The organism is Micromonospora sp. U56, from assembly GCF_018070095.1.
Lineage (GTDB): Bacteria > Actinomycetota > Actinomycetes > Mycobacteriales > Micromonosporaceae > Micromonospora > Micromonospora purpureochromogenes.
In genome coordinates, this window is the sequence record NZ_JAGPYL010000047.1 from 24,836 (window position 1) to 44,943 (window position 20,108).

The following is a 20,108-nucleotide window of genomic DNA, read 5'->3' on the forward strand; positions in this document are numbered from 1 at the left end:
CACCCGACCACCATCACGAATCTTCCGGATGACTCCGGCCCGGACGTTGATCCACCAGGCGCGGCTGCCCCGCCTGCTCTACCAGCTGGGCGACGAGGTCTGCGCCGAAAATGTGCGGGTTGGGGCCGAAGCTAAACTGGATTTGTTCCAGAACAGTGGGCTATGGTCAGCACGTGACGTCCGACTTCGTGACCCAGCTGCGGGCGGTCTCGTTGCGCGTGACCCGGCCCCGGTTGGCGGTGCTCGCAGCGCTGCGCGACCACCCGCACGTCGACACCGACACGGTGATCGCGCTGGTACGAGCGGATCAGCCCACGGTCTCCCACCAGGCGGTGTACGACGTGCTTCGGGCGCTCACCGACGCCGGTCTGGTGCGACGCATCCAGCCTGCCGGTGCGACCGCCCGGTATGAGTCGCGGGTGGGGGACAACCACCACCATGTCGTGTGCCGCTCGTGCGGTGCGATCGCCGATGTCGATTGCGCTGTCGGCCATGCTCCCTGTCTCACCGCCTCGGATGACCACGGTTTCGTGGTCGACGAGGCGGAGGTTGTGTATTGGGGCACCTGCCCCGACTGTGCGACCGAACGCACCTCCCAGTGATCCGCCAGCTCGGAAGGAAGTAGATGAGCGACACCCAGGACTACACCCCCTCCAGCGCGCAGGGCGTGGACAAGAAGGAGGCGGCCGGCTGTCCGGTCGCGCACGACTCCGTGACCGCGCACGGCAGTGAGAGCGAGAACCCGGCGATCGACTCGCCGACCCCGAAGACCGGTGGTCGTCCGCGCACCAACCGGGACTGGTGGCCCAACCAGCTCGACCTCTCGGTGCTGCATGCCCATTCGTCCAAGGGCAACCCGCTGGGGGAGAGCTTCAGCTACGCCAAGGAGTTCGCCAAGCTCGACGTCGAGGCTCTTAAGCAGGACATCACCAAGGTCCTCACCACCTCGCAGGACTGGTGGCCGGCCGACTTCGGCCACTACGGCGGCCTGATGATCCGGATGAGCTGGCACGCCGCGGGCACCTACCGCATCCATGACGGCCGTGGCGGCGCCGGCGACGGTGGTCAGCGGTTCGCCCCGCTCAACAGCTGGCCGGACAACGCCAACCTGGACAAGGCCCGCCGGCTGCTCTGGCCGGTCAAGCAGAAGTACGGCCAGAAGATCTCCTGGGCCGACCTGCTGGTGCTCGCCGGCAACGTGGCCCTGGAGTCGATGGGCTTCAAGACCTTCGGTTTCGGCTTCGGCCGGGAGGACGTCTGGGAGCCCGAGGAGATCTTCTGGGGTCCGGAGGACACCTGGCTCGGCGACGAGCGCTACGTGTCCGAGAAGGAGATGTCGCCGGAGGTCGGGGCGACGGAGATGGGTCTCATCTACGTCAACCCGGAGGGCCCCCGCGGCAACGCGGACCCGGCCGCGGCGGCGCACTTCATCCGCGAGACCTTCGCTCGGATGGCGATGAACGACGAGGAGACCGTCGCCCTCATCGCCGGTGGCCACACTTTCGGCAAGACCCACGGCGCCGGTGTCGCCGACGACCACGTGGGCCCCGAGCCCGAGGCCGCCCCGCTGGAGGCGCAGGGCCTCGGCTGGCTGAGCACCTACGGCAGCGGCAAGGGCGGGGACACGATCACCAGCGGTCTCGAGGTGACGTGGACCGACCGGCCGACGCAGTGGAGCAACCGCTTCTTCGAGATCCTCTTCGGCAACGAGTGGGAACTCACCACAAGCCCCGGCGGTGCGAAGCAGTGGGTCGCCAAGGATGCCGAGGCGATCGTCCCGGACGCCCACGACCCGTCGAAGAAGCACAAGCCGACGATGCTCACGACCGACCTGGCGCTCCGCGTCGACCCGACGTACGAGAAGATCTCGCGCCGCTTCCTGGAGAACCCCGACGAGTTCGCGCTGGCGTTCGCCAAGGCCTGGTACAAGCTGCTGCATCGGGACATGGGTCCGGTCAGCCGCTTCCTCGGGCCGTGGGTGCCGGAGCCCCAGCTGTGGCAGGACCCGGTGCCGGCCGTCGACCACGAGCTCGTGGGTGACGCCGACGTCGCCGCCCTCAAGGCGAAGGTCCTGGAATCCGGCCTCACGACCGCCCAGCTGGTCTCCACCGCCTGGGCCTCCGCCGCCAGCTTCCGGTCCACCGACAAGCGCGGCGGCGCCAACGGCGCGCGGATTCGTCTCGAGCCGCAGCGCAGCTGGGAGGTCAACCAGCCCGAGCAGCTCGCGACGGTGCTGCAGACCCTCGAGGGCATCCAGCGGGAGTTCAACGCCGCCGGCGGCGCGAAGATCTCGCTGGCGGACCTGATCGTGCTGGCCGGCTCGGCCGCCGTCGAGAAGGCGGCGCACGACGCCGGCGTCGAGGTGACCGTGCCGTTCCGCCCGGGCCGCACCGACGCCAGTCAGGAGCAGACCGACGTCGAGTCGTTCCGGGTCCTCGAGCCCCGCGCCGACGGGTTCCGCAACTACCTGCGTCCCGGCGAGAAGACCCAGCCGGAGGTGTTGCTTCTCGACCGTGCCTACCTGCTCAACCTGACCGCGCCCGAGATGACCGCCCTCATCGGCGGCCTGCGCTCCCTCGGGGCCAACGTCGGCGGCACGCGGCACGGCGTCCTCACCGACCGGCCCGGCGTGCTCACCAACGACTTCTTCGCCAACCTGCTCTCCCCGGGCACCCGGTGGAAGGCGTCGGAGTCGGACGAGCACGTGTACGAGATCCGGGACCTGGCCACCGATGAGGTGAAGTGGACCGCCACCGCGGTCGACCTCATCTTCGGCTCCAACTCCCAGCTGCGGGCCCTCGCCGAGGTCTACGCCAGCCAGGACGCGCGCGACAAGTTCGTCGCCGACTTCGTCGCAGCCTGGACCAAGGTCATGGAGCTCGACCGGTTCGACCTCGCCTGACCCGGCTCAAGCCGACGAGCCCCGGTCGATCCATCAGCGATCGACCGGGGCTCGCCTGGCACTGGATTCGGTCATCTGGGTCGGGCACGCAGCTGGCCCGGTGAGCCCTTCAGGCCGGGTACGGGACCGAGTTGCGTGCCGCACGCAGGGCGGCAGCCCACCAGGTGAGCTGGTCCAGCAGGGTTTTGGCATATCCGGGCGCCTGGGGGTCCAGCGGCCGGCCGTCTTCCCACGCTGTGCGGTAGTTCGGGAACGCCAGGCCATCGCGGATTGTCACGGCGTGCAGTTCGGTGAGCACGTTCTCCAGGTGGAGGACAGCGTGGCGCCCGCCAGCCGCACCCCCGTAGCTGACGAAAGCGACGGGCTTGGCCGTCCAGTGGGTGAAATGCCAGTCGATGGCGGCCTTCAGGGACGCGGGGTAGCTGTGGTTGTACTCCGGCGTGACCATGATGAATGCGTCCGCGTCCTTGAGGTGGGACGTCAAGGACGCCATTCCGTCGGGGCGCGGGTAGGAGTCGCCGGCGAACTTCGGTGAGGCTGCCGGCAACGACAGCGGGATCTCGGCGTCGGCGAGATCGACGACGTCGATGTCGAACCCGCCGTGCTCGCGCGCTTGGTCGGCGACCCAGGAGGCGACGACAGGCCCGAACCGGCCCTCTCGAACGCTCCCGATGATGATGACCAACTTGTGCTTCTCGCTCATGGCTCCACGGTCCATCGTCCGGACGTCGGCAACCAGACCGGGCGCAGGCTGGCCCTCGTGGGGCCACCCTGCGGGGTTCGATGCGCTGGGGAGACCGCGCTAGGCTCCCGAACATGAGCACGCCGCTGGGCGACTTCATCCGCGCCAAGCGCGACACCATCCAGCCGGAATCGTTCGGACTGCCTGATCGTGGCCGCCGTCGGTCCCCTGGGCTACGACGCTCGGACCTCGCCACGCGTGCCAGGATCAGCGTCGAATACCTCACCCGCATCGAGCAGGGACGAGACCGTAACCCGTCCCCTGCGGTCGTCAATGCTCTTGCGGACGCCTTGAGCCTCGATGCCGCCGAGCGCAATCACCTGCGCCACCTCGCCAAGATCACCGGCGGAGGGTGCGCAGGGCGCGGGCGTCCGGCGCCGCCCAACCGCCAGGTCCGGCCCACCGTGTTGGAGACCCTCCGACTCCTTGAGCCCGGCATCGCATTCGTCACCAACCGCCTGGGAGACGTGCTCGCATACACGCGTCAGTTCGAGCTGCTGATGCGTGGGATCGGGCTGCTCGAGAGCGGGACGCCGAACCTGACGCGCTACGTGTTCACCAATCCGCACGCCCGGACCTTCTTCCCGGACTGGGGCCAGGTGGCCGACGAACGAGCGTTCGAACTGTGGCTCGGGCCGTCTGCGGAGACCTCCGAATGGTTCAGAGCCGAGCTCGCCCCCCTGGCCGGAACGGAGTTCACCCGACGACTCAACCGCCACCTGCCCCCACCGCACGTCCCGCTTCGGGTGAACCACCCCATTGCGCACGAGCTTCGGTGGCAGCGAGAGAAGCTCGAGTTGCCGAAAAACGACGCACAGGAGCTGGTCGTTCTCCTGCCGGCTGATGACGCGACGGCGCGGGCCATGGAGCGGCTGCGTCACCAACCCGACCGTATTCTTCGCGCGGTTATCTAGCTCATGGCATTGGCCCTTTCGCCCATTACCCGCTACCGACAGGCGCTTGCCGCAAAAGGTGAGGACAGGCGCGGCCCGTCAGTCGCGGACCGCGTCGGCGTCCCGCACCGCCCGTTGCAGCGGTGTTGCATCGCATCCGGGCGGCATGTCCGGCCTGTTGAGTGAGCTGCCGAAACGTCGTGACCTCAAGATCGATCCTGGGTGTGGTGCGACTCGACCCGCTTGAACCTGCCCCCAAAATGAGGCGAGTACCTTGTCCCCGGCCCTGTCCCGTCCGGCGGCGTCTACGCTGTTACCGAGAAGGGCGGATCATGATCGTTACATGGTGCCGGGCAGTGACTCCTTCCTTGTCCGGGGTCGGCCGATGAGCGCAATCGCATTCCTCAACATCGCCATGCACGGGCACATCAACCCGACGCTGCCGATCGTGGCCGAGCTTGTTCGTCGTGGCCACTCCGTCACCTACCACACGACGCCCGCCTATTCGGAAAAGATCGCGGCCACCGGCGCGCGAGTGCTCCTCTACTCCGGGGATGACATACCGCTTTCCGGCCCGCCGACGCCGGTCACGCTGATGGAGCAGCTTGCGCGCACCGCCGTACGCGTGCTGCCCGCCGTCCTCACCGATCTGCGCGGCGCCCCGCCCGACCTGATCGTGCACGACTCCGCCTGCCTGTGGGGGCCGGTGGCCGCCCGGGAACTCGACGTGCCCGCAGCGTCGTCGTTCACCACGTTCGCGTTCAGCCGGCACGTGCCCAGCCCCACCCGCGGTTCCTGGGCGTTGCTCGCCGCGGCGGCGGCCCTGCCCCGCCCCGCCGGGGGCTACCTGAGGTCGCGCTGGGAGCTGCGCCGCCGGTACGACACGCGTGCGGTACCCCTGGTCGACCTGGCGAACATCCGTCAGCCGCTCAACCTGGTCTACACCTCGCGGGCGTTCCACCCCGAGGCCGACAGCTTCGACCACTCCTACCGGTTCGTCGGACCGAGCACCGGCGCCCGCCCAGCCGACTCGTCGTTCCCGGTCGACCGGCTGCGGGACCCGGTGCTCTACGCCTCGCTGGGCACGGTGTTCGGCGCCGACCCCCGGTTGCTGCGCAGCTTTGCCGACGCGCTCGCCCCGCTGGATGGCACCGTGATCGTCGCCACCGGACCCACCGATCCCGCCGCGCTCGGTCCGCTGCCGGCGAACGTGATCGCCCACCGCTCCGTGCCGCAGCTGGAGGTGCTGTCCCGCGCCGCGCTGTTCATCACCCACGGCGGGGTGAACAGTGTCAACGAGGCTCTCTCCGCTGGCGTCCCGATGCTGGTGGTCCCGCAGGGCGCCGACCAGTCGTTGGTGGCTTCCCGCATCGTCGAGCTCGATGCCGGCCTCGCGATCCGCACCGAGGACGTCAAGGTGGAGGTCGTGCGCGCCCTCGCCCAGCGACTGCTCGACGAGCCCCGATTCCGGGCCGCCGCGAGCACCCTGCGGGTCGCCCAGCGCGAGGCAGGCGGGTATTCGCGCGCCGCCGACGAACTCGAGCGCTATGTGCAGCAGACCGGCCGGGTCACTCAGCCGGTCTCTGCCGATCTGCCACCGCAGGGCTGACCGATGTCCCCCCTCGTCGTCATCCTGCTGCTGTTCGCCGGGCTGTCCGAGGCCGCCGGGCGTCTCCTGCCCGTGGTGGCACGCCTGTCTGGCGCGTCGCGCACCCGGGTGATCGGGTTGATAATGGCCGGCGCCGTGGTCGACGGCGCGGTATTCGCGCTCTGGCCACTGTCGGCGTGGACCGTTGCCGAGCTGCTGCTGCCCACCTCATCGTCCGGCGAGGCCGCGCTGGTCTGGACACCAGCCCTGGCCGCCCCCTTGCTGCTTGCCGCAGTCCTCGCGTTCCCGCTGCTCGGGCCGCTGCTGCACCTGCTCCTCATGGTGGGAGTGGGGACCGGCCTCGCCACTGCGCTCGCCACGGTGGCCGGTATCGGCTGGTGGGATGCCGCCGGCTGCGTAGCCGTCGCGGGAGTCGGGCTCGGCGTCGCCGTCGAGGGCATCCGCCGCCTGGTCGTGAGGCTCAATACGCCAAGAGCACCGGAGCCACAGACATGATCGAGTTTGCGCTCCTGCTGCTGCTCGGCGGGATCGGACTGGTCCTGCTCGCCGAAGCTCTGCTCGCCCGCTACGAGGTGCTGGTCTATGCCGCAGGCTGGCGGACTCCCACCGTCGCACGCCCCAAGGGCATGCCCCCCGCCCGGGGCGCGGACCCGGACCGCCCCCCGGACGCATACCTGGTCTATCTGGACGGTATCGGGAAACGCCGCTTCCACGACACCCGCGACGGCGGCCGACTGGTCAAGTCCCTGATCGACGGGGCGCCGGAGCTCAGGGTGCTGGGCCAGGTGCAGCCCTACTCCCCGCTGGCCCTTCCGCTCGCCGACCGGCCGGTGTGGGTGTGGCTGCGCCGCCACATCGGGCTGGTGCTGTTCCTGCACAACGTGATGCAGATCTTCGTCGCCGCCGACCGCCGGTACCGTCCCCTGTACAACCGCGCCGTCGGCTCGCAGATCGCCACGCAGCTCCGGCTCGCCGGTTACCGGCGTGACAGCGGGATCCCCGTGGTGATGCTCAGTTACAGCGGCGGCGCCCAGGTCGCCACCGGCGCGGTGCACGAATTGTGGGCCCAGCTCCACTCCCCGCTCTGGCTGATCACTCTGGGCGGGTTCCACAACGGCGCGAACGACATCAGCCACGCCCAGCACCTCGACCGGCTCACCAGTGCCGGCGACCGGATCGAGCGAGTCAGCACGTGGATGTTCCCGCAGCGGTGGCGGCTGTTCCGGTGGAGCGGTTGGAACCGGGCTGACCGGGCAGGGAAGATCACGGTGCACTGGCTCGACCCGGCCACCCACGTCGGTCCGCGCAGCTACATCAGCCCGCAGGCCCGGCTACCCGATGGCCGCAGTTACCTCGACCGCACGGCCGACACCGTGATCGCGCTGATCCGGGATCGCCTCAGCGCGACTGCGAAAACCGACGACCCGCTGTCATGAACGGACGAGGCCGGTGACCTGAAGTAGGACTCCCACCCGGTCGGGGTGCAACGGCAGTACGTCGGCAGCCGTTATTCGTACGGTCGGGGTATTCCGCGCGCAGATCGCCGTTGGCCGTGTGTGGCGCGCAGTCACGGGTAAAGCGCAGCATGCGTCAACAGGTGCCACGGCGCCGAGACCTGAAGCGGAGTCCCGGCTCGCGCTGGGAACGGTTCGTGCGGGCGGGTGGAGGGGGTGCCGCCGAGGACCGGCTCGTCCAACGGCTCAAGGTGCGAGAGCGGGCGGTCCGGGTGTACGGCGGAGGCATCGTGGCCCTACAGGCGGGCATCGCCGCGGTAACCGCCTGGCTGCTGTCGCACGAACTGACCGGCAATCCCAGTCCCGTCTTCGCTCCGCTCGCTGCGGTCGGGACTTTGGCCGTGTCGGTAGGGCAGCGGGTACGGCGGATCGTCGAGCTGGTCGTGGGCGTGGCGCTGGGGGTGCTGGTGGGGGATGCGCTGCTGTCTCTCATAGGCATCGGGCCCTGGCAGCTCGGCCTGGTTGTCGTGATGTCGATCCTCGCAGCCTTTGCCCTCAGCAGTCGGGCGGCGGTGGTGATCCAGACGGCGAGCACCGCAGTACTGATCACCACGTTGAGCCCGCAGGCCCCGAACGTGGAGTTTTCCCGGTTCGTTGACGCGCTGCTCGGCGGTGGTGTCGCACTGGCCACGGCGATCCTCTTGCCGGTCAACCCGTTGAGAGTGGTCAGGCGTGCTGCCGGACCGGCACTGCGAACGCTGGTCGAACAACTGACGGAAACGGCAGCGGCGTTGTGCGAGCGTGATATCGAGCGGGCGATCCGTGCCCGGGACCGACTGCGCGGTAACCAGGAGGAACTCAGGGTATTGCGGGAGGCGGTGGCGGGCGCACGGGAGGTTACCCGACTGTCTCCGTTGTCATGGCGGCACCGGCACGGCGTGCTCAGTCACTACGCCCGAACCGCCGAACCGTTGGAGCGGGCGATGGGCAACAGCGGGACAATGATCCGTCGAGCCGTCACTGTCATTGAGGACAAGGAGCCGGTCCCGGCGGCAATGATCAACGCGATGCTCGCTCTTGCCGGGACGGTGCGGATACTTCGGGACGAGTTTGCGGCTCGACGTGAGCCGCACGATGCGCGGGCGAAAGCCCTGCACGCCGTTCAACATGCCGGCGCAGCGTACGGGGATGACATTGGTTTCTCCGGGACCGTCGTCCTCGCCCAGATACGCACCACGGCCAGCGACCTGCTCGTCGCGTCCGGTCTCGCTCAGGCGGAAGCCAACAGGCGGGTCCGGTGCGCCTTCGGCAGGCTGCCGGATCCGTCGCAACAAGCCCGGCGAAGCGGGCCTACCGGCAATGGCGCTGATCATCCGCGCCTGACGCCGGATGCGTCGGCCGGGCGGCTGTGATCCGGTAGCCCGCCACCGGCCTGGAGCAGCCCGCCACCGGCGTGGAAAGCAGACCCCGACGCCTGGGCGTCAGGGACCGGGCCTGACCGGGGAGGCCGGGGCATCGACTTCATCGTCCGGCCGGTGGGTCGGCCGGATGAGGCTCTGGATCCATCGGCTTGCGGAGGCGCTCGACCAGATCGCGTGCCGCCTCGATGTACGGCTCGTCGGACTCGCGGGGCCCGTGTCCCTTGATCGGTGGTGGGACGCTGTCGCTGGGTGGGACGACCACGTCGCTCGGGTCTCGGAGGCGGCGGTCCACCGTTGCCGCGGGGCCGGTGACGGTGAGCGGCCCGTCTTGCCGGTGGGCGGAGAAGACCCATCCGCCGATCGGGTCGGTGTCGCGCCACAGATTCAACCATCGCCAGCCGACTCGACCACCCACCTCGTGCAGCATGTCGTCGTCGATGTAGGCGGGGAAGAGCCGGGCGTAGAGCCGGCGCAGTGGTGAGCCGTAGGTGAGTAGGGCGACCCGGCCGCTGACGTGCGGCGGCAGTTGGAGGACGGTGGCGGTGACCAGTACGGAGCCGTGGCTGTACCCGGCGATCAGGACGGCGTTGCCGCTTTCGACCAGGTAGGTGATGCGTCGTACCAGCTCCGGCACGGCCCGTTCGGCGTAGCAGGGCGGTGCGAAGGGGTGGGCGGCGCGAGGCCAGAAGGTGGCCAGGTCCCAGAGAACGCCGACGTGGCGCCGGAACCCGGCGGTCCGGTAGGCGAAGATTCCGCCGATGACCAGACTGAGCATGGTCGCCGCGATCAGGTAGCTGCCCATCGCGATGCCGAAGTTGACCAGGCCGGCCGGCACCCCTGCATACCGCTCGATTGCGTCGCCTGGATACAGCCCGAGCAGGTCCAGTGCGGTGGTTGCCGCGCTGAGTCCGGCGAGGCAGGCGTAGACCACGGCCAGCGGTATCAGCCATTCGGTGAACCGGGCCCGGACGATCGCCTGCTGCACCTGCCGCAGCCGGGGCGCGGCCTCCGTCGGCGGGTCCGGGAAGTCGCGGGCGACGATCGCGGCCGCCGCGCGGGAGCGGTTCCGTCGGGAGATCAGGGTCACCACGCCGGCGACGACCAGCGTGATCAGCGCTGCCCGGAAGAAGCCGTAGATCGCCCAGGTGTACGCAGCTGGTGGGCGGGGGATCAGGTCCTGTGGGGCTGATGCGGTGCGGTCCAGGTAGTCGGCCACCCGGTGGACGAGTTCGGCGGAGAACGCCACCGCGAGACCCGCGGCTGCGGTCGCGGTCGCCAGCGCGCCCAGCCCGAGTAGCGGCGGGTGATCCGGCTGTCGGTCCGGGCGCCACAGCAGCGCGGAGGCCAGGGCGGCCAGCAGCCCGGCATGAGCGACGAACAGCCAGGTGAGGGTCGAGCCGTAGCCGGGCAGGCCACCCCCCTCCTGCCAGCGCGTGGGGCTGGTCAGGGCGTGGGCGCAGACCGCGACGGTGAGACCGACGGCGATCGTCCGCAGCAGGCGGGCGGCACCGTCGAGCCGCCGGTTCGCGGGGGCCCGGTCGATCAGCGGGGGGGTGCAGAGCAGGGCCACACAGGTGGCCAGGACGCCTCCCGTTGCTACCGCCAACACGATGGTGATGGCTGAGGCGCCCTGTGCGGCCCGGGCGGCGAGCAGGCTGCCGTCCAGCGTCGCGAACGCCGCAGCGATGTGGATCGAGCGCAGCCGTCCCACCAGTGGCTCGGCGTCCCACTGGCCGATCGTGCTGAGCGGGTGCCCGGACACCGTGCTGTCCGGCGCGCGGAACGCCTTGAACGACCGTCCCGGGCGTGTGCTGGCGAACCAGATCAGGCCGATGGCGGCGGCCGGCACCAGCGCGAGCACCACCAGCCGCAACCCGGTGGGACGTTCAGCCAGCCAGGACAGCCAGCTACGACCGGACAGACAGGCCGAGGAGGACATGCACTGCCAGGCGACCAGGTCCAGCGCGACACCGACGGCGGCAAGTACGTAAAGCGCGGTCAGGGTGAGGCCCAGCACCCGGCACAGAGATCTGACGACCGCGTCGGAAGCCGGGTTCTCCGCGCGCATCCAGACCGCCAGGTTGAGCAGCAGGAACGGCAGCAGGAACAGCAGCGCGAGGCTCCGAACCGCGGTGCCGGAGGGCAGGTCACTCCACCGGTACGCCTCCAGGGTCGCCCCGCTCGGGCCGCTGGCCTCCGAGCAGCCGGGTCGTGGCCGGTAGAAGCCCGCGCTGCGATCCCCCGCGACCTGCTGCACGTTCGGTCGGTCCAACACCTCGGCGGCACCTGCGGCGGCGATCCCGTGCACTCGCAACTCCACCACGTCGTTCGGCGTCGCCGGCCCGCTCACTCGCGCTGGTCCATCTGACATCGACCCTCCGAGACATCCCGGCAGCCCCACCGCAGGTGGCGGGCTGGGGATGGTCCCGCCGGCCGAGTGGAAGGCGGATCTACCCCACCCGAGGGGCTCTAACCCCGGGACGCGGGACTGGTGCCGCCCGGCACGATCACCGTGCCCGCCGACCCCAGGCGGTCAGCGACGGGCAACCCCGGCGCCTGCCTCGCCCGCGGCGCGCCGCGCAGCCAGGAGCCCGTACGTGAATCCGGCGGAGTCCGGGCGGATGACGACTACAAGTACCAGAGTGGCCTAAAATGCCGATACAAGGCGTTTGTTGCGGTATGCAGGGGTTACCGAAGGGCGGTAGGAGTTCTTGCTGGCCGGTACAGATAGGCAACTGAGTGAGGTTGATCTGCGGGCGGACCTGTCCGGCCCGTCAGCCACCCGGCGTTCACGTCGGCGAATCGGCGCGGTGCTGGTGCTGGCGCTGGCGGTGTTCCTTCCCCTGGTTGCGCACGTTCTCGAGCTCAGGTCGAATCGGGGAGTCGCTCCGCCCGTGATCCACACGTTCCATCTCAGCCCGACCGGGGACGATGCCCTCGACGGCTCCTCGCCCGCCACAGCGTGGCGATCGCTGGACAAGGCCGCCGCCTTCGCCTTCAAGCCGGGAGACAAACTCCTGCTCGAAGGAGGTGCGCACTTTCGCGGGAGCCTGACCTTCGGGTCCGGCGAGGGGGGTGACGCGGCAAAACCGGTCGTCGTCAGCACATACGGCGCCGGCCGTGCCACGATCGAGGCCGTCGGCGGCGCGGGGATCAGGGTGCACAACACGGCCGGCATCGAGATCCGCGACTTGGTGATCGTCGGCGGCGGGGCGGACAACAGGACCACCGGCGGGATCGAGCTCTACTCCGATCTGACCGACGGCCGGACACTCGACCACGTGCATATCACCGGGGTCGAGGTGAGCGGATTCAAGAACGGAATCCAGATCGCCGCCGGCCCGAACTCCACCGGCTTCCGTGGCGTACGGATCCGTGCTGCCAACCTGCACGGCAACACGGAGAATGGGCTGAAGAGCTTCGGGCCTCGCTTTGACGCCGCGGCGCCGCGCTACGCGCACGAAGACGTCGTCGTGTCGGAGGTCGAGGCGCACCACAACCCGGGCGACCCGACCAATCGCTTCAACAACACGGGCAGCGGAATCGCGCTCGGAAGTGTGCGAGGCGGGCGCATCGAGCGATCCAGCGCGCATGACAACGGGTGGTTGGCTGCGGCCCCCGAAGGACCGGTCGGCGTCTGGACCTGGGATTCGACCGCCGTGGTCATGGAGCGCAATGTCTCATTCCGCAACCACACAGGCGGCCAGAAGGACGGGGGTGGCTTCGACATGGACCAGAACGTGTCCTCGTCCGTCCTGCAGTACAACCTGTCCTACGAGAACGACGGCGCCGGGTACCTGCTCTACAGCGGCCAGTCCAATGCCGCGCACACCGACAACGTCGTCCGTTTCAACATCAGCATCAACGACGCCCGCAAGCTGCCGGAGTACGCGGGTATCCACCTGGCCGGGTCGGTCAACAACGCCGAGGTCTACCACAACACGGTGGTGATGGAGGCGAAGGGCTGGGCCCCCGCGGCCATCCGGTTGCAGAAGTTCTTTGGTGGCTTGTCCAACATCGTCCTGCGCAACAACCTGATCGTCTCGGGCGAAACCAACCTCGTGCTCGCCGATGAGTTCTCGACGGCCAACGTCCTGTTGCAGGGCAACAACTTCTTCGCCGAATCGGGAACCTGGGCCGTTTCGTGGGCTGGTACGTCCTATGCCGATCTGGAAGGTTGGCGCGCGGCGACCGGGCAGGAACGCCTCGGGGCGAGGGCCGGCGGATCGAGCGCAGACCCGCGCTTCGGCAGGGCCGATCGCTCCGGCTCGCCGGCCCAACGCGCGAAGGCGCTCACGCCGCGCCGCGATTCGCCGCTGGCCGGCCGCGCCCTCAACCTCCGGTCGCTCTTCGATGTCGATCCGGGACCGGTGGACTTCCTCGGCCGACCGCTCGTCGGGGCCGGCACCGTCGGGGCCATCCAGCCCGCCGCCTGAGCGAGGTTCCGCCACTCCGTATGACGCCGTTGCCGACGGCGCCTGGGGTCAGCCCATGGTGGCGGTCGGGGAACGACGGTCGGGCTTGGCGGTGGTGATCGCAGGTTGAGGTCGTCGGGCTCATGCCCCATGATCGATGACGTCGCGAAGACGCACCTGCACAGCGACCTGCGGGAGGTTCGCGACGCGATCCTGTGGAAGCTCGACGGGCTCGGCGAGTACGACATCCGCCGCCCCCTGACCGCGACCGGCACGAATCTTCTCGGCCTGGTGAAGCACCGGTCGGTCTGGGAGGCCAGGTACCTCGGCGAGGTCTTCGGGCGGCCGTTCCCCGAACCCCTGGCTCGCTGGGACGACGCCGAGGCGAGCGGCAGCGACATGTGGGCGACCGAGCACGAGACGCGTGAGGAGATCATCGACCGCTACCGTCGCGTGTGGAAGCACTCAGACGCGACGATCATCGCCCTGGACATCGACTCGCCCGGCTACGTGCCCTGGTGGCCGCGCCCACAGGTCACGCCGTTCGCCATCCTGGTCCACCTCCTCACCGAGACGAACCGGCACGCCGGACACGCCGACATCCTGCGCGAACAGCTCGACGGCTTGACCGGGACAGCAGCCCGATACGCCAGCCGGCAGCCCGACGCGGCCTTCTGGGAAGCCAGCCGCGCGCAGATCGAGCGGGCCGCCAGGGCAGCCGGTCCTACCATTGCCTGAGGCGCGGTCGTAAGCCGGTGATCGTCGCCGTCGAGCGTCAACGATGGTCGGGTGCAGGTGATCTGGGCATCGCGTCCGCATCGAGCGATCGCGCCGTCGGGATGGCGACCGCCCTCGTCAGGTCGTCGTCGAATCCGGCGGGATTCAGCAGCTGGAAGCGCCACGCGTCCCGGCACATCGCGGCGAGGTTCCGGGTCGTGCGCCAGCCCCACTTCCGGGCCGCCGCGCCAGGGTCGGCAACCAGTCTGGCTACGTCACCTTGCCGCCGTTCGACGATGTCGTACGGCAGGGATTTTCCACAGGTCGCACTGACCGCCCGGACGAGCTCAAGGACCGACGTCCCCACGCCGGTGCCGAGATTGAGGGTCTCCAGTCCCGTCACCTCGTCGAGCCGCTCCAGTGCGATGCGGTGCGCCTGGGCGACGTCCATGACATGGATGTAGTCGCGCACCGCCGTACCGTCCGCGGTGGCGTAGTCGCGGCCGAAGATGCTCAGCCGTTCGAGCCTGCCGATGGCGACCTGCATCAGATAGGGCATCACGTTCTGCGGGATGCCGCGGGGGTCCTCGCCGAGCAGCCCGCTGGGATGTGCGCCGACCGGGTTGAAGTATCGCAGCGCATAGGCCGCCAGCTCCCGGTGCTGCCGGCAGGCGTCGGCGATGATCTGTTCACACATCCATTTCGATCTGGCGTACGGGTTCGTCGGCCGTGGCGGGGCCTGCTCGTCGATCGGGATCCGGGCCGCCTCCCCGTAGATGGAACACGATGAGGAGAAGACCAGGCGGTGCACGCCGTTCTCCCGCATGGCTCGCAGCAGGCTCGTCGTGCCACCGACGTTCGTGTCGTAGTAGTCGACGGGGATCCACACCGATTCGCCGACCGCCTTCCGTCCGGCGAAGTGGATGACCGCATCGATGGGGTTCTCCGCAAAGATCGCCGAGAGCGCCCGACGATCACGTACGTCGGCCTCGTAGACGCTCAGCAGCGGGCGGCCCGCCACCTTCTCGACCCGGCTCGGCGCCGCCGGTGAGCTGTTGGAGTAGTTGTCGACAATGCACACCTCGTAGCCATGCTCGAGCAACTCGACGCAGGTGTGGCTCCCGATGAAGCCGGCCCCGCCGGTCACCAGGACAGTCTTCAAACCAGACATGAGAAATTCCTTCCTGTGCGTCCGCGCAGCGGGGCGTTATCGGATATGGAGCGGCACTGCGGCGTAGGAGTAGCCGGCGATGGCCGCCGCGAGCGGGAGGAGCGCCACCACGCCGACCAGCAGGGGTCCGGCGGCGGTCGGGACGACTGACCGCACGCGCAGCCCGGCGGCCCGGGCTGCCTCCACCACATGCAGAGCGGGTACGGCGAGGCCCGCCGCCGCGTAGCAGAGGGCGCCGAGAATGCAGAGGAAGACGTACCCCGGAGTGTGTGCCGACCGCTCGCCGAGCAGAGCCGCCGCGGACAGCACCACGGTGATCGCCGCATAGGGCAGGACGAGTCGGGTCGGGAGTGGCTCCAGGCCGGTGCGCGCCTTGGGGGTCACCTTGAACGAGACCTGCCTGGGCCGTGCGTTCAGCCGCGTCGCGGCCAGCACGCCCCACACGACGTACGGCCAGCGGGTCAGGGCGAACAGGACGCCTTCCCAGCTCAGGACGGGCACGGATCGGGGGCGTAACAGTCCGCGCCGGCGGAGCAGCAAGGTCAGTAGGGGCAGCCACAGTGCTACCGCAGCCAGGCGGGCCAGGAATTCCAGATAGTTGACGTTGACCCACGGAAGCCCGGTGACCGCGGCGAACGGGGGCAGGGCGAGGCCGACGACGGTCGCGATCGCCAGTAGCGGGTAGTAGGACAGCTGGAACGCGAAGCGCAGCCGCAACGCGGCGCCCATCCGCCGCAGGTGATCCGGCGCGAGGTCGTAGCGCAGCATGGTGAGGCTGCGCGACCACTGGAACTCCTGGATCAGCATGTCGGCGACCGTGAGCGGGCCGTCGCCGTGCGCCTCGGCGTCGATGGCAAAGGCACCCTGCCAGCCGGCGGAGGTGAGCAGGAACGTCGTGGAGAAGTCCTCGGCCAGTTCGGGGCCGAGACCGCCGATGTCGCGCAGCGCCTGCGTCCGTACGGCGTAGTGCGAGCCGATGCACAGGGGAGCCAGGCCGCGGTTGTGGCCCAGCTGCACCGGGCCGTGATAGGTCGCCTCGCGGTGCAGCCGTCCCCGCGCTGACCACGAGTTCGCGCTGTTGGCGTCACAGACGCTTGGTGCGGCGACGTAGCCGATGGCGGGATCGGCGAACGGTCGCGTGATCGCGGCGAGATAGGTCGGTTGGGGCACGTGGTCGCAGTCGAGCTGGGCGACCACGTTGTAGTCCCGGTAACCCCAGTGGTCGTAGAAGTAGGCGAGGTTGCCTTCCTTGCAGCGGGTACGGCGAGGCCAGGTGGCCCGGTGGTAGGCGGCGACGCCACGTCGACTGGACACCCCGACCCCGTTCGCGGCGCACCATCGCAGGGCCTGCTCGGACGGGTCCTCGTCGCAGAGCCAGACGTCGTACAGGTAGGGAAACTGCTGGGCCAGCATCGCGGTGAGGGTGCGGTGGGCGAGCGACCAGGGTTCTGACGGTGCGCGGGTCACCACGAAGGCCACCCGCAGCCGCGGCACCCCGAGCGCGGGATTGACCTGCCGCAACCGCGAGACGGCGAGGAGGTAGTAGGCGGGCAGCGCGGTCAGGTACAGCAGCAGCAGACTGTTCAGGGCCAGTCCCGCCCAGCCGACGCGGTGCGCGGGTTGCCACCACCACAACCAGAAGGCCACGAAGGCGGTCGCCCAGCCGGCGGTCAGCCCGGCGACGGCCACCCGGTCGCGCCAACGCAGGGCCGACACGAAGGTGGCTGCCCGGGTGGCGCGCAGGTGCCGGAAGGGCGCGAAGGTCGGTCCACCGGGCCCGGCGCGTAGGACGCGGCCGCCCGAGAGATTCCGGATCTCGGTTTCGAGTGTCTCGGGTGCTGGCCGAGCCGGTGCGCTCATGCCGTGGTCCGTGCCCGCTGTCCGGCCCAGATCTCCGGCGGTCTTCCCGATCGCCGGACGTCCTCGCCGAGACGGTAGCGCCGAACGGAGTGTTCCGTACCGGAGGCGTCCGCCCGGCGACGCCCGCCGGCTCGCCGATTCCCCGAAGTCTGCACGTGCACTTGCGGTCCCCGTATCAAGATCGATGATTGGCGATGCCGTGGCGCCCAGTGGGCCGGTTCTGTCCGACCGGGGCATCCTCGATCAGTGCAAGCCTGACCAAAGCGATGCTAGTAGCCGCAATCCGGCAAAAGCGGAGTATTGCCGTATAAGGGGCACCGCCAGGAAGCCCCGCAGCTCACGCGATGAGGAGCACGCCCGCCGGCACTGGCGGCCCGTCCACGCGGCGCCGGGCATGACGGAGCCGAGGGTGAGCGCCGCCCTCGACGCAGACGTTTCTGAGCTGCCGGTGGGACGGTGCCAGTGATGGCTGCTGCGGGATCCGGCACCTGCTGAGCCGCGAACGCGAGCGCTCGCCGCAGGCCTCGGTCAGTAGAGGCCGCGCTCGCGGGCCGCGAGGCGGGCGAGACCCAGTAACGCGTCCAGGTGCGGGGTGGGCGCGCCGGTCAGCGCGCCGATCTCACCGACCGCGGTGACCAAAGCGTCCAGCTCGATGGTGCGACCAGCCTCGGCGTCCTGGAGCATGGAGGTCTTGAAGGCGCCAAGCCGTCTGGTGGCCTGCGTGCGCTCCGCGATGCTCTGCGAGATCGGGCAGCCGATCCGCACACCGATCTCGGCCGCCTCCGTCATGACCCGCTGGACGAACGTGTTGACCAGCGCGTCGTCGAGGATGCGGTCGGCGGTGGCGCCGGTCAGCGCGGAGATCGGGTTCATGGTCATGTTGCCCCAGAGCTTGAACCAGACGTCCCGCTGGATCGACTCCGACACCGTCACCGTGAACCCGCCACGGCGCAGCAGTGCGGCCACCGCCGCCGCGCGCGGGGACGTCACGCCCGACGGCTCGCCGATGATCAGCTGGTCACCTGCGGTGTGCACGGCGTGCCCGGGCCGGAGGGTGCGGGCGGCGAGGTAGACCACGCAGCCGAGCACCTGCTCAGGTGGCAGCGCCTTCGAGACGACGCCGCCGGGATCGACCGCGTCCAGGACGGTGCCGGCCAGTGGACCGCCGAAGTCGTGGAAGAACCACCACGGCACCCCGTTCAGCGCCGGGACCAGCACGGTCTCCGGGGTGAGCAGCGGCACCAGCGCGGGCGCGAGCGCGGGCAGGTGGTGCGCCTTCACCGCGAGGATCACGACGTCCTGCGGGCCCAGTGCCGCGGCGTCGTCGGTGGCCGCGGCCACCGGGGCGGCCTGCGGCCGGCCGTCGCGCGAGCTCAACAACCAGCCGTGCGTACGCAGCGAGGCCAGCGTGTCGTTCCTGGCCAGGGCCGACACGGGGAGCCCGGCCAGGGCTAGGCGCGCGCCGATCATCCCACCGATCGCGCCCGCCCCGACCACGCAGACATTTCGCACGGAGCCGAAGCTACACCTACCTGGAGCCGGGCCGCCGTGGCCGCAGGCGCCGCGACGACAATATCGATGTACTTGCATTTCTCAATTGAGTTCCGGTATGAAGGTTCAAAGCCACGTCCGGATGCTGGTTCCGGGGAGGAGCGACGATGAAACATGCCCTACGCCGCCTGCGAACGGTGGCGGTCGCGCTCGGCGCCTGCACACTTGGGCTGAGCCTGCTGTCGGTGCCCGCCGCCGAGGCGTACTCGGTGCGACCTCTCGCACCACACTCCGAGCGGGCACCCGAATCGGATCAGTTCTCGGCCGAGGGCGTCACCACGGTCGGTGAACTCCGCACCGTCGACGGCTCCCTGTCCTACGCCCGGGGTGGCCGGACGCAGATCATTCGGCACCCCGGCGCGGCGTACGTCAAGGTGCACTTCAGCTCATTGCGACTGGCCCACGGCGACTACGTCACGGTGTCGAGCCCCGACGGCGAGGAGAACTACCGGTACGACCGCTACCTGAACCGGGCGACCGGCTCGGACTACACCATCGACGGGCAGCCGGGCTTCTGGGCGATGTCGGTGGAGGGTGACACCGCAGTGGTGACGCTGCACAGCAGCCGTCGCTCCCGTGACGGCGCCGCCACCATCGACCGGTTCTGGCGCGGCTACGACCGCACGGAGATCACCCAGCACAACTTCTCCACGCAGTCCGTCTGCAGCACGGACGCTCGCCGCGACGTGGTCTGCTACCAGAACAGCCACCCCAGCGAGTACGCCCGCGGCAACGCGGTGGCGCGGCTGCTGATCAGCGGCGGTGGGCTGTGCACCACCTGGCGGGTCGGCAACACCAACCGCATGCTGACCAACAAGCACTGCTTCTCGACGCAGTCCGCCGTCAGCGGCAGCGAGATGCAGTTCAACTACCAGTGCGCCACCTGTGGCGGCGCGAACCCTGGGCCCGGCACCAAGGTGAGCGGCGCCACCCTCTACAAGGTGAGCTCCGGCGGCTCCGGCGAACTGGACTACACCCTGTACTCGGTGAACAACTTCACCAACATCCAGGGCTTCGGCACGCTGTACCTGGCGACGACCGCCACCAGCACCGGCACGCGGATGTACATCCCGGGGCACGGCGACGGCAGCCCGAAGCGACTGTCGATCTACGAGAACACCCAAGGTGGCACGACGTGCACCGTGCGGAACGCGAACTACAACACCTGGAACATCAGCTACAGCTGTGACACCTCTGGCGGCAACTCGGGCTCGCCGGTGCTGAACGCCAGCCACCGGGTGATCGCCCTGCACCACCTCGGCGGCTGCCCTTCGAACCAGGGGGCGAAGGCGCACCTGATCTACAACCAGATCGCCAGCCTGATCGACAACGGCTGACGACTGCTGACAACGACGGGCCGTTGGGGCGCGATC

Annotated in this window: 15 protein-coding genes; 10 read left to right on the forward strand and 5 right to left on the reverse strand. The window is 69.5% G+C overall.

Annotated features, from left to right (window positions below):
• Positions 1-173 precede the first annotated feature (173 nt).
• Both KBX37_RS17340 and katG read left to right on the forward strand, forming a co-directional pair.
• Positions 174-602 (forward strand): Fur family transcriptional regulator, encoded by a 429-nt coding sequence (locus KBX37_RS17340; protein ID WP_210776986.1) that lies wholly within the window; start codon positions 174-176, stop codon positions 600-602.
• Positions 603-625: 23 nt separating this feature from the next.
• Positions 626-2,902, forward strand: a complete 2,277-nt coding sequence (gene katG, locus KBX37_RS17345) for a catalase/peroxidase HPI (protein ID WP_210776987.1) — start codon at positions 626-628, stop codon at positions 2,900-2,902.
• 109 nt (positions 2,903-3,011) lie between these two features.
• Here katG and KBX37_RS17350 read toward each other — a convergent pair whose 3' ends face one another.
• Positions 3,012-3,605: an NADPH-dependent FMN reductase gene (locus KBX37_RS17350; protein ID WP_210776988.1), complete on the reverse strand. Its 594-nt coding sequence runs from the start codon at positions 3,603-3,605 to the stop codon at positions 3,012-3,014.
• Positions 3,606-3,718: 113 nt separating this feature from the next.
• On the opposite strand from KBX37_RS17350, the gene KBX37_RS17355 reads away from it, so the two are divergent.
• The 5 genes from KBX37_RS17355 (at position 3,719) to KBX37_RS17375 (ending at position 9,012) form a co-directional block, all read left to right on the forward strand.
• A complete protein-coding gene (locus tag KBX37_RS17355) occupies positions 3,719-4,558 on the forward strand; it encodes a helix-turn-helix transcriptional regulator (RefSeq protein WP_210776989.1) in 840 nt (279 codons plus the stop codon).
• Positions 4,559-4,922: 364 nt separating this feature from the next.
• Positions 4,923-6,146: a macrolide family glycosyltransferase gene (locus tag KBX37_RS17360; protein ID WP_210776990.1), complete on the forward strand. Its 1,224-nt coding sequence runs from the start codon at positions 4,923-4,925 to the stop codon at positions 6,144-6,146.
• A gap of 3 nt (positions 6,147-6,149) precedes the next feature.
• Positions 6,150-6,641 (forward strand): hypothetical protein, encoded by a 492-nt coding sequence (locus KBX37_RS17365; RefSeq protein ID WP_210776991.1) that lies wholly within the window; start codon positions 6,150-6,152, stop codon positions 6,639-6,641.
• Positions 6,638-7,582, forward strand: coding sequence for a hypothetical protein (locus KBX37_RS17370; protein ID WP_210776992.1), 945 nt, complete (start codon positions 6,638-6,640; stop codon positions 7,580-7,582). Before KBX37_RS17365 ends, KBX37_RS17370 begins: the two co-directional genes overlap by 4 nt.
• A gap of 308 nt (positions 7,583-7,890) precedes the next feature.
• Positions 7,891-9,012, forward strand: coding sequence for an FUSC family protein (locus KBX37_RS17375; protein WP_307849101.1), 1,122 nt, complete (start codon positions 7,891-7,893; stop codon positions 9,010-9,012).
• Between the two features lie 109 nt (positions 9,013-9,121).
• Here the strand turns inward: KBX37_RS17375 and KBX37_RS17380 are convergent, their stop codons facing one another.
• A complete protein-coding gene (locus KBX37_RS17380; protein WP_307849102.1) occupies positions 9,122-11,371 on the reverse strand; it encodes a hypothetical protein in 2,250 nt (749 codons plus the stop codon).
• Positions 11,372-11,831: 460 nt separating this feature from the next.
• On the opposite strand from KBX37_RS17380, the gene KBX37_RS17385 reads away from it, so the two are divergent.
• Positions 11,832-13,457 carry a right-handed parallel beta-helix repeat-containing protein gene (locus KBX37_RS17385; protein ID WP_210776995.1) on the forward strand — a complete coding sequence of 542 codons (1,626 nt, stop codon included), beginning with the start codon at positions 11,832-11,834 and terminating at the stop codon, positions 13,455-13,457.
• A gap of 129 nt (positions 13,458-13,586) precedes the next feature.
• Positions 13,587-14,174 (forward strand): DinB family protein, encoded by a 588-nt coding sequence (locus KBX37_RS17390; RefSeq protein WP_210776996.1) that lies wholly within the window; start codon positions 13,587-13,589, stop codon positions 14,172-14,174.
• Between the two features lie 37 nt (positions 14,175-14,211).
• Here the strand turns inward: KBX37_RS17390 and galE are convergent, their stop codons facing one another.
• The 3 genes from galE to KBX37_RS17405 form a co-directional block, all read right to left on the reverse strand.
• The gene (galE, locus tag KBX37_RS17395) at positions 14,212-15,324 is read right to left on the reverse strand and encodes a UDP-glucose 4-epimerase GalE (RefSeq protein ID WP_210776997.1); all 1,113 of its coding nucleotides are present in this window, start codon (positions 15,322-15,324) and stop codon (positions 14,212-14,214) included.
• Positions 15,325-15,360: 36 nt separating this feature from the next.
• On the reverse strand, positions 15,361-17,040 hold the full coding sequence (locus KBX37_RS17400) for a glycosyltransferase family 2 protein (protein WP_210776998.1): 1,680 nt from the start codon (positions 17,038-17,040) through the stop codon (positions 15,361-15,363).
• Positions 17,041-17,712: 672 nt separating this feature from the next.
• Entirely contained in the window at positions 17,713-18,696 is a 984-nt protein-coding gene (locus KBX37_RS17405; RefSeq protein WP_210776999.1) for a 2-dehydropantoate 2-reductase, read from the reverse strand.
• Positions 18,697-18,842: 146 nt separating this feature from the next.
• Between KBX37_RS17405 and KBX37_RS17410 the strand changes: the two genes are divergently transcribed.
• Positions 18,843-20,072: a serine protease gene (locus tag KBX37_RS17410; RefSeq protein WP_210777000.1), complete on the forward strand. Its 1,230-nt coding sequence runs from the start codon at positions 18,843-18,845 to the stop codon at positions 20,070-20,072.
• Positions 20,073-20,108 lie beyond the last annotated feature (36 nt).